The sequence below is a fragment of the Nocardiopsis sp. ATB16-24 genome (assembly GCF_030271535.1).
In the GTDB taxonomy this organism is placed as follows: Bacteria; Actinomycetota; Actinomycetes; order Streptosporangiales; family Streptosporangiaceae; genus Nocardiopsis.
Genome location: NZ_JASCXJ010000012.1, coordinates 73998 through 88512, shown reverse-complemented (window position 1 = coordinate 88512; position 14515 = coordinate 73998). Strand labels below are relative to the sequence as shown.

The 14515-nt window shown below is 70.7% G+C and carries 11 protein-coding genes; 6 read left to right on the top strand and 5 right to left on the bottom strand.

Features of this window, described 5'->3' with window-relative positions; all coding sequences use genetic code 11:
- Positions 1-38 precede the first annotated feature (38 nt).
- Positions 39-2210 (bottom strand): elongation factor G-like protein EF-G2, encoded by a 2172-nt coding sequence (locus PFX91_RS14675; protein ID WP_285732163.1) that lies wholly within the window; start codon positions 2208-2210, stop codon positions 39-41.
- 179 nt (positions 2211-2389) lie between these two features.
- Between PFX91_RS14675 and PFX91_RS14670 the strand changes: the two genes are divergently transcribed.
- The 3 genes from PFX91_RS14670 (at position 2390) to PFX91_RS14660 (ending at position 6474) form a co-directional block, all read left to right on the top strand.
- Positions 2390-4255 (top strand): CPBP family glutamic-type intramembrane protease, encoded by a 1866-nt coding sequence (locus PFX91_RS14670; protein ID WP_285732162.1) that lies wholly within the window; start codon positions 2390-2392, stop codon positions 4253-4255.
- A gap of 17 nt (positions 4256-4272) precedes the next feature.
- Entirely contained in the window at positions 4273-5064 is a 792-nt protein-coding gene (locus PFX91_RS14665; RefSeq protein WP_285732160.1) for an alpha/beta hydrolase, read from the top strand.
- A gap of 141 nt (positions 5065-5205) precedes the next feature.
- Entirely contained in the window at positions 5206-6474 is a 1269-nt protein-coding gene (locus PFX91_RS14660; protein WP_285732158.1) for an MFS transporter, read from the top strand.
- 80 nt (positions 6475-6554) lie between these two features.
- On the opposite strand, the gene PFX91_RS14655 is transcribed toward PFX91_RS14660, so the two are convergent.
- From PFX91_RS14655 to PFX91_RS14645, 3 genes are all read right to left on the bottom strand, one after another.
- Positions 6555-7532, bottom strand: a complete 978-nt coding sequence (locus PFX91_RS14655; RefSeq protein ID WP_285732157.1) for a coiled-coil domain-containing protein — start codon at positions 7530-7532, stop codon at positions 6555-6557.
- Positions 7533-7769: 237 nt separating this feature from the next.
- Positions 7770-8324: a peptide deformylase gene (gene def / locus PFX91_RS14650; RefSeq protein ID WP_285732155.1), complete on the bottom strand. Its 555-nt coding sequence runs from the start codon at positions 8322-8324 to the stop codon at positions 7770-7772.
- Positions 8325-8387: 63 nt separating this feature from the next.
- Entirely contained in the window at positions 8388-9200 is an 813-nt protein-coding gene (locus tag PFX91_RS14645) for a nucleotidyltransferase domain-containing protein (protein WP_285732153.1), read from the bottom strand.
- A gap of 714 nt (positions 9201-9914) precedes the next feature.
- Between PFX91_RS14645 and PFX91_RS14640 the strand changes: the two genes are divergently transcribed.
- From PFX91_RS14640 to PFX91_RS14630, 3 genes are all read left to right on the top strand, one after another.
- Complete coding sequence (locus tag PFX91_RS14640) at positions 9915-10592, top strand: sirohydrochlorin chelatase (RefSeq protein WP_285732150.1); 678 nt, start codon at positions 9915-9917, stop codon at positions 10590-10592.
- A 260-nt stretch (positions 10593-10852) separates the two neighbouring features.
- Complete coding sequence (locus PFX91_RS14635) at positions 10853-11782, top strand: aminoglycoside phosphotransferase family protein (RefSeq protein WP_285732148.1); 930 nt, start codon at positions 10853-10855, stop codon at positions 11780-11782.
- A gap of 186 nt (positions 11783-11968) precedes the next feature.
- The gene (locus tag PFX91_RS14630) at positions 11969-12817 is read left to right on the top strand and encodes a hypothetical protein (protein WP_285732146.1); all 849 of its coding nucleotides are present in this window, start codon (positions 11969-11971) and stop codon (positions 12815-12817) included.
- A 59-nt stretch (positions 12818-12876) separates the two neighbouring features.
- On the opposite strand, the gene PFX91_RS14625 is transcribed toward PFX91_RS14630, so the two are convergent.
- Positions 12877-14505 (bottom strand): FAD-binding oxidoreductase, encoded by a 1629-nt coding sequence (locus PFX91_RS14625; protein ID WP_285732144.1) that lies wholly within the window; start codon positions 14503-14505, stop codon positions 12877-12879.
- Between the last annotated feature and the right edge of the window lie 10 nt (positions 14506-14515).

Sequence of the window (14515 nt, the reverse complement as noted above, 5' to 3'; positions counted from 1 at the left end):
GCCCCCGTGGACGCGGGGGCCTTCGGTGTCGGACGGACTCACTCGCCCCGCGTGGGGGCGGGCAGCCTGGCGGCGACCTGTGGCGGCAGCGGTTCGTGGCGCAGGTAGGCGCGGGTGAAGACACCGGTGCCGTGCGAGACCGACCGCAACTGCACCGCGTACCGGATGATCTCCATCTGGGGCACCTCCGCACGCACCACCACACGCCCCCCGTCCGCGGTCTCGGTCCCCACCACCCGTCCACGCCGTGCCGACAGGTCGTTCATCACCGCGCCGAGGTAGGCCTCGTCCACCTCGACGGACACCTCGTCCACCGGTTCCAGCATCGACAGCCTCCCCGTGGCCGCCGCGTCCCTCAGGGCCAGACGTCCGGCCTTCTGGAAGGCCATGTCCGAGGAGTCCACCGAGTGCGCCTTGCCGTCGTAGAGCGTCACCCGGATGTCCACGAGCGGGTACCCCGAGTCCACGCCGTCCGCCATCTGGGCCCGTACACCCTTCTCCACCGAAGGGACGAACTGGCGGGGCACGACCCCGCCCACGATCTCGTTGACGAACTCCAGACCCGAGCCCGACTCCAACGGTTCCACGCGGATCCGGCAGACCCCGAACTCGCCGTGGCCGCCGCTCTGTTTGACGTTGCGCCCCATGCCCTGCGCCGGCACCGCGAAGGTCTCCCGCAGCGGTACGCGCATCTCGCCGGTCCTCACCCGTACTCCGTGGCGGTGCTCCAGGCGGTCCAGAGCGGCGTCCAGGTGGGCCTCGCCCAGACTCCACAACACCATCTGGCGGGTCTCGGCGTTCACCTCCACCCGCAACGACGGGTCCTCCGCCACCAGCCGGGACACCGCCTGTGACAGCCGGTCCTCGTCACCGGAGGAAGCCGCGGTCAGCGAGACCGGTAGGAGCGGTTGGGGGAAGCGCCACGGCCTCACCCGCAGCGGGCGGTCCGGATCGGAGAGGGTGTCCCCGGTACGGGCGTCGGGCAGCTTCGCCACCGTGCACATGTCACCGGCGATCACCCGGCCCACCGGACGGCCCTCGCGACCCAACGGGACGGACAGGGCGCCCAGGCGCTCGTCGTTGCCGGTGCGGTCCAGGTCCTCGGCGCCCCTCAGTCCGCAGGGCACCCCATGTCCGTGCAGGTGGACCTGGGCGTCGGGGTACAGGGTCCCGGAGAAGACGCGTACCAGACTCACGCGACCCACGTAGGGGTCGGTGGTGGTGCTCAGCACCTCCGCGACGAGGGGGCCGTCCGGGTCGCACGACATCTCCCCCGGCGTCCTCCCCCCGAACGACTCCACCGACGGGAACGGTCGCCGGGTGGGGTCGGGACACGACAGCGGCAGTTCGCGCAACAGTTCGCGCACACCCACGCCACGGGTGGAGTCGATGGCCAGGACCGGGTGGAATCCACCTGCGGCGACCGCGCTCTTCAGGTCGGCGACGAGCAGATCCGGATCGAGTTCGCCCCCCTCCATGTAGCGCTCCATGAGATCCTCGTCCTCGCTCTCGGTGATGATCTCCTCGACGAGGGTCTCTCTGAGCGGGCCGACGGTCTCGCGCAGCCACGCGGGCACGGGGCGCGGGGAGGGAGGGGACCCGCTGGCGTCCTCCCCTGAGTAGTCGTAGTAGCGCTCGGAGACCAGACCCCACACGCCGACCACGTGGCGGTCGTCCCCGGTGCCCTCCACGGCGGGGACGTAGGCGGGGTGGACCCCGGGGCCGAAGGCCTCCCTGCACCGGGCGACCATCTCGTCGTAGTCCGCGCGGGGATGGTCGATCTTGGTGATCGCCACCGCGCGGGGCATGCCCACGGCGGCGCACTCCTCCCACAACACCCGTGTGCGCCCGTCCACGCCGTCCAGGGCGGAGACGACGAACAGGGCGGCGTCGGCGCCGCGCAGGCCGGCACGCATCGCTCCGATGAAGTCCGCGTAGCCCGGGGTGTCGATCAGGTTGACCTTCACGTCACCGACCATGAGCGGACTGACGGTGAGGTGGACCGAGCGTTTCTGACGGATCTCCACCTCGTCGTGGTCGCTGACGGTGGTGCCCTCCTCCACGCTGCCGAGGCGACCGATCTCTCCGGCGGCCAGGAGCAAGGCCTCCACCAGACTCGTCTTGCCCGCGCCGGACGGCCCGACCAGCGCGATGTTGCGGATGTTCTGGGGCCTGTCGGCCCTCGGTACCTCTACGGCTCGGTTGACCATCCCTACCACCCGACCCTTCGGGAGACGGGCGGTGGGCCCGCCGGTCCGGACGCCACCGCCGTGGGTGTGACCTGTGACACTTCTACGGTCGCCCTTTGTGGCCTGCACGGCAAGAGGTCGTCGAGGGTTGATATCCGGCAAGTGCACTATGACTCTTTTCGGCCCTCTACTATTGCCCCGTGCCATGGTCGGATTCCCTTCCTCAGTTCAGTCTCGCCGGAACCGTTCTGACGGTCCTGCTCCTTCTCTTCGCGGCCGTCGGTGAGCCCTTCCTCGGTAGGAGGGCCTTTCGCTGGCTGTCCCGCAGACGCGACAGCGACGGGCGGGCCCTCACACGCGTGTACGCCGCCACCGTGGGAGTCCACGTGCTGTGGGGACTCGCGGTGGTGGGGGTGCTGTCGCTGTCGCCGAATCTCGACGCCGCGGACCTCGGGCTGCGCTCCCCCCATGCCTGGGGCCCGGTGGTGGGAGGTGCCGTCGGCGGAGTGATGGCGCTGGCGGTGCTGTGGGTGTTGGTCAACGGACTTCCGAAGAACCTGCCTCTGCCCGTGGGCGGAGCCGGGCGAGGCGGCAGGGGAAGGCGCTCGGCCGGATCCCGGGGCCGTGACGAGCTTCCCGGGTCCTCCGGAGAGGAGGTGCGGGAGGCTTCACCGGAGGACGGCGCCGACGACGCCCGCGCCCCCGGCCGCCGCGGACGGCGTGCCGCTCCCGCACCGCTCACCCTGCCCGAGCCCGAGCGCGAGCGCGGACTGCTCGCACCGCGCACCACCACCGAACGCGCCCTGGCGGCGGGGGCGGCCGTCACGGGGGGCGTGTTCGGAGAGCTGCTCTACCGAGGACTGTTCATCGTCCTGGTCGCCGGCATGGGCGTCCCGCTGTGGATCGCCGCGGTGTTGTCGGTCGCGCTCTTCTCCGTCGCCCACCTCTACCAGGGGTGGTGGGGGCTGGTCAGCGCCGGCGCGTCGGGCACCCTGTTCACCGTGCTCTACCTGGGCACCGGAAGCATCTGGGTGCCGATCCTCGTGCACGTGGCGCTCAACCTGCGCTCCTTGGCGTTTCCGCCCGCGGAGGTCCGCGAGGCCGCACGACGAGGTGAGGACGGCTACGAGGAGGAGTACGGCGACGAGTACGACGAGTACGACGACGCGGTGTACGACGACGAGTACGAGGACCTCGGCCACGGGCGGTCCCACCGGTACGAGGACGCCCATGGCGGTCACGGAAGCGGGCCCGTGACCGGGCCACCGCCCGGAGAGGGCGGTGAAGGCGGGGACACGACCTTCGTGCATCCGCCGGTCACCACGGCCTTCCACCGGGACGCCCCCGCGTCCCGAGGCGGTGCGCCGGGGGACGGGGCGCTCGGAGCGACCCCGCCGTACGGAACCCCCTCACGTGGTGCTCCGGACTACGGCGACGCGGTGGGTCCGCCCACCGACACCCGTGCCCCGGTCTTGGGCGGGCACCCGGACCGGAACGTGGAACCAGGACACGGGTGGACCCGGGGACCCGCGCCGGTGGAGGGAAGCCCTCCGGTGCCCCACGGGCCCCGTGGCGGCGTGTCCGGTCGCGAGGACGCCTGGAACCCGCCCCCCACCCCTTCCCCGGGTCACGGGGTCTTCGGCCACGAGCCGTCCCACGACGCCTCCGCACAGGCGGGGCCGGCGGGAGCGTCCTACGGCGCCATGGGCCATGACGGTCCTTCGGAGCGGTCCCACGTCCACGACCGCCCCCTGTCGTCCGGCGACGACCTCGGCCCCCGGTCGTCCCACGACGCCCCCTCCTGGGGGGTCCCGCCCTCGGACCGGCCCGCCCGGGCGGCCGTCCCCGGCCCCGAGTACGGACCTTCCGGCGACCCGACACAGGGCGGAGCGTCGTCTCACGGCCCTTCCTCCGGTGACGTCCTCGACGGTCCGGGCGACGTCCTGGGAGGCGCCGGGGAGAGACCTCGCCCGGAGGAAAGGGGCCTCTACCCCGACGAGTGGATCGATCGCAGGTACGGTGAGGGAGATCACACGTCGGGGTCGGGCTCTGACTCCTGGAGATGATCGGGCACGATGGTGGGGTGTCCGACGCCATTGATCACCCGCTCTCCCGGCCTCGGGAGAACCGTTACCGGCTGACCACCTCCGACGGGGTCGGGATCGACGCCCTGCTTCTGAGCGGCTCCCGGCCCCGTGCCACCGCGGTGGTCCTCGCCAACGGATTCACCGGCAGCTACCGCAACCCCGGTTCCCGCGCCGTCGCCGAGGCGTTGCTACCGGTCGGCGACGTGATGACCTTCGACTTCCGGGGGCACCACGGTTCGGGAGGTCTCAGCACCGTCGGGAACGCGGAGATCCACGACGTCGAAGCGGTCGTCTCGCATCTGAGGGAACTCGATTACGACTCCGTCTCCGTGGTCGGCTTCTCCATGGGCGCGGCGGTCGCGATCCGACACGCCGCCATCTACGGCGGTGTCGACGCGGTGGTCTCCGTGAGCGGCCCCAGCCGCTGGTACTACAGGGGCACGCGTCGCATGCGGCTGCTCCACCTCGGGATCGAGGCGAGCGCGGGCCGCTTCTTCCTGCGCAACTTCCGCAAGGTCCGGGTCATCGACCGTCAGTGGGATCCGAGACCGGCCGAGCCCCGTGAGGTGGCCGGGGAGATCTCCCCGGTGCCGCTGTTGGTCGTGCACGGGGACGCCGACACCTACTTCCCCGTCTCCCACGCCACGGAGATATACGACGCCGCCCGTGAGCCCCGCGATCTGTGGATCGTTCCGGGGATGGGCCACGCCGAGCGCGCCGTCGGCCCCGAGCTGGCGGCACGCATCGGGGACTGGATCGTCGAGAAGACCGCCGCCTCCGGCGACTGATCCCGGAGCACACCGGTGGGTGGGGTGGTATCGCGGCTCCCACCCGTCCGTGCGGGCACGCCATCCGACCTGGCAAAGGGTGTGAACGCGCCCGAGGGGCACTTTGTCGACAGGTGTGCTCATGTGGGCTACAAAGGACGAATGGTCCGATCTCGTTCTTCCTCATCCGGGAACGGAACACCGTCCGACGAGGACACCGCGGACACTCTGCCGGGTCTGCGCGGTAAGGGCTTCGCCCTGTTGATCGCGGCCACGGCGATCAGTCTGTGCGGTTTCGCCGCCGTCCTTCCCCTCGTCCCGCTGTGGGCCTCCCGCGGCGGCGCGGGCGAGTTCGGCGCGGGAAGCACCACGGCCGCCTTCATGCTCACCACCGTGCTCACCCAGATCGCCATGCCCTGGCTGCTGGAGAGGGGCGGATACAGGTGGGCGTTCCCGGTGGGATCGCTGATCCTGGGCCTGCCCACACCACTGTTCGCCCTGACCACCGACCTGGGGCCGCTGGTGGCCATCTCCGCGGTGCGCGGGATCGGCTTCGGCATGGTCAGCGTCGCGGGCACCGTCCTGGCCGCCCGTCTGGTGCCCCAGCGCCAGGTCGGCCGGGCCACGGGTTACTACGGATTGGCCGTCGGCCTGCCCCAGGTCCTCATCCTGCCCGGCGGGGTGGGGCTGGCCCTCAACATCGGCTTCACCACCGCGTTCTGGATCATCGGACTGTGCTCACTGGTGGGCGCGGCCCTGGCGGGGGGGATCTGGTTCGCCGACGGAGGGCGCAACCGTCCGGCGCTGCGCAGCGACGACCGGTCGAAGCGGAACGTCCCCGAGGAGTCCCAGGGCGCTCCGCTGATGCGGGCCCTGCTGGCACCGTTGGTGCTCATGCTGCTGACCGCGTCCTCCGCCGGCGCGATCATCACCTTCCTGGCCATTCCCCTGGAACAGGCGGCGTGGCTGGTGGGCGGAGCCCTGGCCGCCTACGCGATGGCGGTCGTGGTGGGCCGCTGGAGCGCCGGAATGCTGCACGACCGCTACCGACGCACACTCTTGCTGCTGCCCGGCATGCTCTGCGCCGTCCTCGGCATGGCCCTGGTCACCGCCGGCCTGTGGTCGGTCGAGAACGGTCCGGGGCCGGCGACGGCGGTCCCGGTCCTCCTCGGCTCGGCCATGCTCGGTCTCGGCTTCGGCGCGGTGCAGAACGAGACCGTCACCCTCATGCTCAACCGCGCCGGTCCGGCCGGTTACGGCAGAGCCGGCGCGGTGTGGAACATCGGCTACGACGCGGGCGCGGGCGCCGGCGCGATGGGCCTGGGCCTGGTGATCCAGCTGCTCGGCTACGGCCCCGCCTTCGCGGTCATGACCGTCGCACTGCTGGCCGTCCTACCGCTCGCCCTGGACAGGAGAGCTCCCCGCGCTTGAGCGTGTACGGACTCCGCCGACGGTGGGGGCCACGGAACGGCCGCCCCGGCCGGGCGGGCCTCCGCGGTCGCACCCGGTCGTCAGTACGACGAGATGTGTACGTGGTCGTAGTGGTTCTGGGTGTAGCTGCCGCGGTCCTCCATCCACTTCCACTGGCGGTTGGCGGAGTGCCAGATCTGCTGCTCCCAGATGATGTACTTGACACCCAGACGGTCGGCGTTGTCGATCGCGTACTGGGAGATCTGCATGCCGAGGGCCTTGTTCTCGGCTGAGGGCAGGGCGCCGTTGGCGCTCATCATGAAGTCGCAGGCCTGCCCCGTGCCGTGGTCGTCCGCGCTGCTGCGCAGGCAGCCCACCGGATAGGGGGCACCGAACCGCATGACGATCTCGTCACGGATGGCGGCCATACGAGGGGTGGCCCCGCTCCAGCCCCAGCCCTTCGCGCTCTCGGGGATGGTGCCGTTGCCGGGCGTCTCCGGAGGATCGGGGACCTGCTGTTCCTCGTACTCCTTGATGCGCTCCGCGACGTTCTCGCGCTCGGCCTCCAACTCCTCGATGAGCTCCGCGGCCTCGTCCTTCTCGCTCTGGAGTTCCTCCGCGACCTCCGCGGCCTCGTCACGTGTGGCGATGAGTTCGGCGATCTGTTCGGCCTGGCTCTCCCCGAGGTAGGCGAGGGTCGCCGCGTCGGCGAACATCTCCTCCGGGTCGCTGGAGAAGATCACCTCGAAGGCGGGGTCGAAGGCACCGCCGCTCTTGTACTGGGTGGAGGCGATGGTGGAAACCCCGACCCGGGAGGACTCCAGCCGCTCCTCGATCTCCTCCAGGTCCTCCTCGGCCTTCTCCACGCGTTGCTTGATCTCGGTGAACTGGAGCAGTTCACCGTCGTAGGTCTCCTCCAGCTCTTCGGCCCGCCGGGTGAGTTCGTCGATGTCCACCTCGTCGTCGTCCGGTTCCGCCTGAGCGGTGCCCGGAAGGGCGACCAGGATCGCCGCGGCCAAGGCCGTCAGGGAGAGGGCGGCACGCCTGCCGCGCGGAAAGGAGGGAGGAGTGGGTGTCATGTCTCTTCTCCGGGGATGGTCTGAGCGCATCCTGTCGACCGACGGCGTGCGGCGGGGAGTGCCGTGGCGGAGGGGGTGCTCAGCAGACCATACGAGATCTTGGCGTTATATGCCTAGTGCGTTGACTCATGTGAGTTGGGGGAGTGCGCGGGGATGTGTCCGAAGATACCCGGAAGAGGAACCCGATCCGACCGGTGGGGCGAGGATCGGCGGCGTGAGGCCGGTCGACGGAGTCCCTCAGCCCGTCCCCCCGAAGGCGCTGGGAAGACCGGCGATGGTCTTCTCGGGCCGACCGTCGAGCATGAACCAGTCGGAACGGCGAACGTCGCGCCGGGCCTGTTTGCGGATCCGGGGATCCAGACGTTCCAGGTAGAGGATGCCGTCCAGGTGGTCGGTCTCGTGTTGGAGGCAGCGGGCCATCAACCCGGTCCCCTCCAGGGTGACCGGCTCGTTGCGCAGGTCGACGCCGGTCACCACGGCGCGCTCGGCACGCGTGGTGGGGTACCACAGTCCCGGCACCGACAGGCAACCCTCCTCACCCTCCTGGAGTTCCTCGGACAGCTCCGCGATCTCCGGGTTGATGACGTAGCCGATGCGTCCCTCGACGTTGTAGCTGAACACGCGCAGGCCCACCCCGATCTGGGTGGCGGCCAGGCCCGCCCGCCCGGGGGAGTCGACCGTCTCCAACAGGTCCCGCACCAGCGCCTCGGTGTGCTGGTCGAACCTGGTCACGGGGGTGGTCGGTGTGGTGAGGACGGGGTCGCCGAAGCGGACGATGGGGCGCATGGTCATGAATCCCAGATTAAGGGGAGAACGCGGTGGGGCGTACGCGAGTCCAGGGCCGGGGGAGGCTCCTCAGACGGCCAGGCCCGGACGCAGGGCGTCGTCCAGCACCATCTCGATGTAGTCCAGGGCGGCCCGTCTTCGCGCCAGGGCGCTCTCGTACAGGGAGGGGGAGTCGGCGCTGCGACGCACCCGTAGGCACTCGTTGACGATGCGCTGCCAGCGCTCCGGGAAGGCGTGCAGGGCATAGGCGCCCGCACCGGACTTGGAGGTGATCTCACCGGTCTTGAGGGTGAAGTGCAGGCGGCTGACGCTCAGCACGCTCCACGAGGGCGCGAGCGAGCCCAGGACGGCCAGGCCGCGTGGGGTGACCAGCCGTCCGGCCTTCTCCCGCCAGCGCCGCCAATGCTCGTCCAGGGAGCCGAGGGACCAGGTGCGCAGACTCTCGGGCTCGTCCCACACGTCGAGTTCGACCGGGTGCGGGCCGCGGACGGTGACGCCGTGTTCGGCCAGGATGTGCCAGGTGACGGGATTGACGTCCGCGCCGGCGCGGTGACGAAAGCGGCCACCGGTGACGGAGGCGACCGGGCCGCAGGCCGCGGGGTCGTCGACGAGGTCCTCCCAGGTGACGTGGATGCCGTTGAACTGGGGGCGGGGGACGTCGGCACGGGTGCGCGCGTGGGCGTCGCGCAGCAGGTCGAGTTCGCGAGGTCCGGGCCTGTGGCCGGTGACGATGACGAAGTCGACGTCGCTGGCGTGGGGACGGAAGTCGCCGAGGGCGACGGAACCGGTCAGATAGAGGCCCTCGACCAGGCCGGGGGCCCCGTGGTCGGCGTGTGCGAGGAAGGTCTGGGCCAGCGTCTGCACCCGAGGGTGGACGGCCATGCTCACTCCAGTCTGAACGATTCGATGCGGCGCCTGGAACGATCCCGCGGTGTCCGGCCTGCGAAGATCCGTTCCATCGCTACCAAGTGTGGGCGGACCGGGCGGCCGTGGCAAGCGGTCGCGCCCGACTCGCATCCTGCCTCCCCCTGCCGGGTGGTGCGTGGTCACGGGGCCGTGGGGGAGTACGCACCCTTGACAGGAGGGGTGCGGATATGACATGTCACCCGTCCGGCGTCCGCGCCGGCCCCCCGCGAACCCGTTTTCGTCGTTTTCCTCGCTCACCGAAAGTCCGGTCGAGGTATCGGCGCACGTGCATCCGCACCGGGCAAATGCATGGGAAGGATTTCGTCGGTGATTTCTCTAGAGAAGTCACGGTGGAAATGGGCGACTTGTTCGCGGGGGAATCGAGGTGTGATGTCCGTCATGTCGTGCTAGGTGGTTTTGTGTTATTTCGGCAGTTCAAGGGGCGCCTTCCCGCTCTTCCTCGCGGTGGATTTCCTCTCCGTCATGGGCGGTGAGGTGCACGCCACTCTTCGGTGAAGTGGACACTCCGGAGGTTTTTGGAGATTGTTATGGTTCACCGGTGGTTCCGGCGGCGATAACCACCACAGCCATTGTTCGCGGTTTTCCTCCATGTGACATGACAGAAACCCCCCGGAGTAAATCCGCTCATGTCCGACGGATTCTCCCAAGCGATGCACGAAGGAGCCCTGCATGGTCCCCACGATGGTCCTCGTAGCCGACGACTCGCGTGACACCCAACGGAGAGAGGCGCTGCGCGGCCTGGCGGAGGCCGTCGCCGGCAGGGGAGAGGCGCCCGTGGCCCCGGCCTTCGGCACCCCGGAGGACGTCACCGCGGTCATCCGCTCCGTCCGGGGGCCCAAGGTGGTCGTTCCCGCCTTCGTGGCCGGCGGTGACGTGGCCAGCGCCCGCCTTCTCTCCCGGATCGGCCTGGGGCGGATGGAGAACTCCTGCCACACCGCGCCCCTCGGTGCGGTCCCCTCCATCGTCGCCGACCTCGCCGGACGGCTCGCCGACGAGGGGTGGAAGCCCTCCGACGGCGTGGTCCTGGCCGCAGACGGCACCACCGGCATCGAGGAACGCCAGGTCGTCATGGACGTGGCGCGCATGCTCAGCCGCCGCATCGACTCCCCGGTACAGGTCGGTTACCTACGGACCTGGGCGCCGTCGGTGTCCGACGCCGTCGACAGACTGCGCCGCCACGGCCACGACAAGGTCGTCGTGGCCACGTGGCGACTGGTCGACGGCCTCGACTCCGCCCTGTTGCGCGAGTTGGACGTCACCGCGACCACCGCGCCCCTGTGGCCCTCCGACCTGGTCGTGGACACACTGCTGGCCCAACACCGGGCGGCGAAGGGACGGCTGGCCTGACGGCTCGCCGAGGTGCGACGCCGTTATCGGAGGCACGGGGGTGGGTATGACCCCGACCGGGCGGGAGCCTCCCGCACCCACGAGAGCGGTACCCGCCCTCGCGTCCGGAGGCGGAACGGGCGTGGCCCCCTCCGCGGTCCCGTGTCGAGGCGGAGGGTCGCACACGCCCGCCCGTGCCCACAACAGCGCTCGTGAGACCAGGTGTCACCTGATCCGTCGGCCTTCGGCCGGTGTCGGCGCGAGCGATCTAAGGTGGAGGTATGAACGACGTCACAGCCCGGTTCGTCGATGACCAGCAGCGGCGGCGTCTCGAACGGCGCTTCGGCAGTCACGTCGAAGAGTGGCTGACAGGGCTCCCCCGAGTCGTGGAGGAACTCGCCTCGGAGTGGGAACTGACCGTCGAGGGTCCGGCACCGCACGGCCGGACCTCCGTCGTCATCTGCGTGCTTCGTTCCGACGGCGCCCTCGGAGTGCTCAAGATCTCCCCGGACGGCGGCCTGGCCGTGTCCGAGGCCAGGATGCTGCGGATATGGGAGTCCTCCGGGAGTGTGCCCGTGGTGTGGGAGGTGGACGGCGAACGGGGCGCCATCCTGATGGAGTGGATCGAGGGCGACACCGTCGCCGCGGGCGGGGTGGTCCCTCCCATGGAGGTGATCGGCGCGCTCATCGGCCGACTGCACGCCGTCGAGGTGCCCCACAGGGAACTGCTCGAACTACGTCCACTGGCCTCGCGTGTGCAGTTCGTCTTCGACCTGTGGAACCGGGAGCGCAACGAGGGGCCGGCGGCCGAGTTCGTCTCCGCCTCCTCCATGCACCAGGGTTTCTGCCGGGCCCGCGACCTGGCCAACGGGGAGGTCGACGTCGTGCCGTTGCACGGGGACCTGCACCCGGGCAACGTGATCGACGGGGGAGAGCGCGGACTGGTGGCCATGGACCCCCGCGCCTGTCTGGGGGACGGTGCGGTCGACGCCGTGGACTGGGCGTTGTGGAAGGCCACGAACCTGCCGGAGGTGGTCCACCGTGTGGACGTGCTCTCTCGGGTCCTGGGAGTGGACGGCGACCGGATGATGGAGTGGGTCCGCGCCTTCGCCCCCTGCCTGGCGGTCGCCAAGGCCAATCGAGGGCATGTGGGAACCGAGGAGTTCGACATGCTCATCGAGCTCTCCGAGGGTCTGACCTTCGCGATCTGACCTTGAGGACCCCTGAAGCGCTCCGGCCGCGGAGGTGACCGCACGACCGGGGGCGGGAACACTGGAGAACGACGTCCCCGACGCGCTTCCACGCCTTGATCCGGGGCGGGGGACGATTCCCGGCCGTACCGCGCGGCCGAAGAGGACGGGGGAGGAGGCGCGGCGTCCGTCCACGCCGCGGAGCCGATGACCGATCTTCCGAACGACGGTTCGTTCCCCGGACGAGGACCCGGCTCCCACGACGGGCCGGGCTTCGACGGTGGGCCGGCGACGCCCTCCGGCGATCCGACCCCGCGCCCCGGACACGGCGCCCCTGGCGGGACCCCTCCCGGTCCGCCACCGGTGCCCGGCCACCCGGAGCGGCCGGACGGCCCTCGACGACGCGGGACGGCGCTGATCGTCGCCGCGGTCGCCGCCACGCTCCTGCCCGCGACCTCCCTCGGTGTCGTGATGTGGAACACCGTGGGCGATCGCCCCTACGCCGACCTGCCCTCGTGCCGCCGTCTGATGCCCTCCGACATGCTCGTCGGCGTCCCCGGCGCGGACCGTCTCCACGTGAACGGTGAGTACTACGACGTGGAGGAGGAGACCACGCCCCTGGAGGACGAGGAGGTCCTCGGCTATCTCAACTGTAGGGTCGAGGACGGCGACGGCGTCCGTGTGTACGTCGACGTCGGCCTGTTCGAGTACGAGGACGACGGCGAGGCCGCGGAGAAACTGCGTCGGGAGGCCGAGGAGGACCTGGAGGACCGGCGGGCGGAGAACCATCCGGAGGAGGGCGGGGAGGGGCTCGTGGTCCTGGCGTGGCGACCCGTGTCGGCGGGCGACGTCGGGCACGCGGTCCTCTACGAGGGCGACGGCCATCTCGTCGAGGAGTCCTTCGGCGTGGCCACCTTCGTCACCGCCAACCTCGTGGTCAGCCTCTCCTACGTCGTGGAGGACCCCGACCTCCGGGACGAGGAGGTCCTGGGCTTTCTCGACGACTTCGCCGGGCAGGTGGAACGGCAGCTCTCCCGGGAGGCGGAGCGGGCCTGACGGCCCGCCCAAGGACGCGCGTGGCGGGCCCGAACCGCGATCTCCCGCGCCCACGGCTCTCAGGGGTCGGGGATGAGTTTGCCGGGGTTGAGCACCCCCACCGGGTCCAGCGCCGTCTTCACGGCCCGGAGCACCTCGCCGCCCAACGGCCCGATCTCGGCGTCCATCCATGGCCGATGGTCGGTTCCCACCGCGTGATGGTGGGTGATCGTCCCCCCGTGCGCGGTGATCGCCTCCGAGGCCGCACGCTTGGCCCGCCCCCATCGTTCCAGGGGCGCGGAGCCCGCCGCGGTCGCCACCGTGAAGTACAACGAGGCACCGGTGGGATAGGTGTGCGAGACATGGCACATCACCACGACGCCGCCCTCCTCGCCCTCCAGGGCGTGGGTGAGCGCCTCCGACACGGCCGTGTACAGCGGCAACAGAGCCGACCAGGAGGCGGCGGTCTCCAGGGTCTCGGTGAGGACTCCCGCCGACAGCAGGGTGTCGCGCAGGTAGGGCGCGGAGAAACGGTCGCTTCGCCAGTGCGCCACCGGTTCGGCCCCCAGCACGGTACCGCCCGAGGACTCCATGACCTCCTCGACCGCCGCCGTGAGGACCTCCACCTCCGACTCGGTGCCCTCCAGGCCCAGCACGACCTGGCAACCCGGCGTCGCCTCGCGTCCGCCCATGGCCGCCCCCACGAAGGTCTCCGTCTCGTCCGACACCCGTGCCATGGTCGGACGAAGGCCCGACTGGGCCAGGACCCGCAGCGCCTCCACACCGGTGGGGAAGTCGGGGAAGGACCACGCCTGGTCCACCACCCGTTCCGGGCGTCGGCGCACCCGGAGTCCGACCTCCGTGATCACGCCCAGAGTCCCCTCCGACCCCAGCAGCAGACGGCCCAGGTCGGGGCCGGCGGCCGAGGCCGGGGGTCCGCCCGTCTCCAGCGTGCCGCGCGGGGTGGCGACGCGCAGCGACACCACCATGTCCTCGAAGCGGCCGTACCCGGAGGAGGCCTGACCACTGGACCGGGTGGCCGCGTACCCGCCGATGCTCGCGTACTCGTAGCTCTGCGGCAGGTGCCCGAGCGTGCAGCCATGATCGGCCAACATCGCCTCGGCCCGTGGAGTGCGCACCCCGGCCCCCAGGACGGCCGTCATGGACGTGGTGTCCAGGGACACCAACCGGTCCAGACGGCGCAGGTCCAGACAGACCACGGCCTCGAAGTCCCCACGGAGCGGAGTCACCCCGCCCACCACACTGGTGCCGCCGCCGAAGGGCACCACCGCCACGCGTTCGTCCGAGCACACCCGCAGCAGACGCTGGACCTGGTCGTGGTCCGCGGGATACAGGACGGCATCGGGGGCGGGATCGGCCATGCCCGCGCGGCGTAGGAGCAGGTCGGGGGTGCTCTTGCCGCCGCTGTGGCGCAACCGGACCGCGTCGTCGGTGCGCACGTGCTCGGCGCCGACCACCTCGGCGAAGGCCGCACGCAGGTCCGGGCCCAGTCGTGGGGGAGCGAGCTCCACCCGCTCCTCGGAGACCGGGGGCAGGTCCGTCAGGGGCGCCCGCAGTACCTGGGAGACCAGGTCGCGCAGGTCGGGGTCCAGGGTGCCCGTACGTCCGGGGTCGCCCCAGGCGTACCAGCTCATGTCCGGCGCGTGATCGGTCCCGATGTCATCGGAAGGGGAGGTGCTGTCAATCATGCTCTACAGT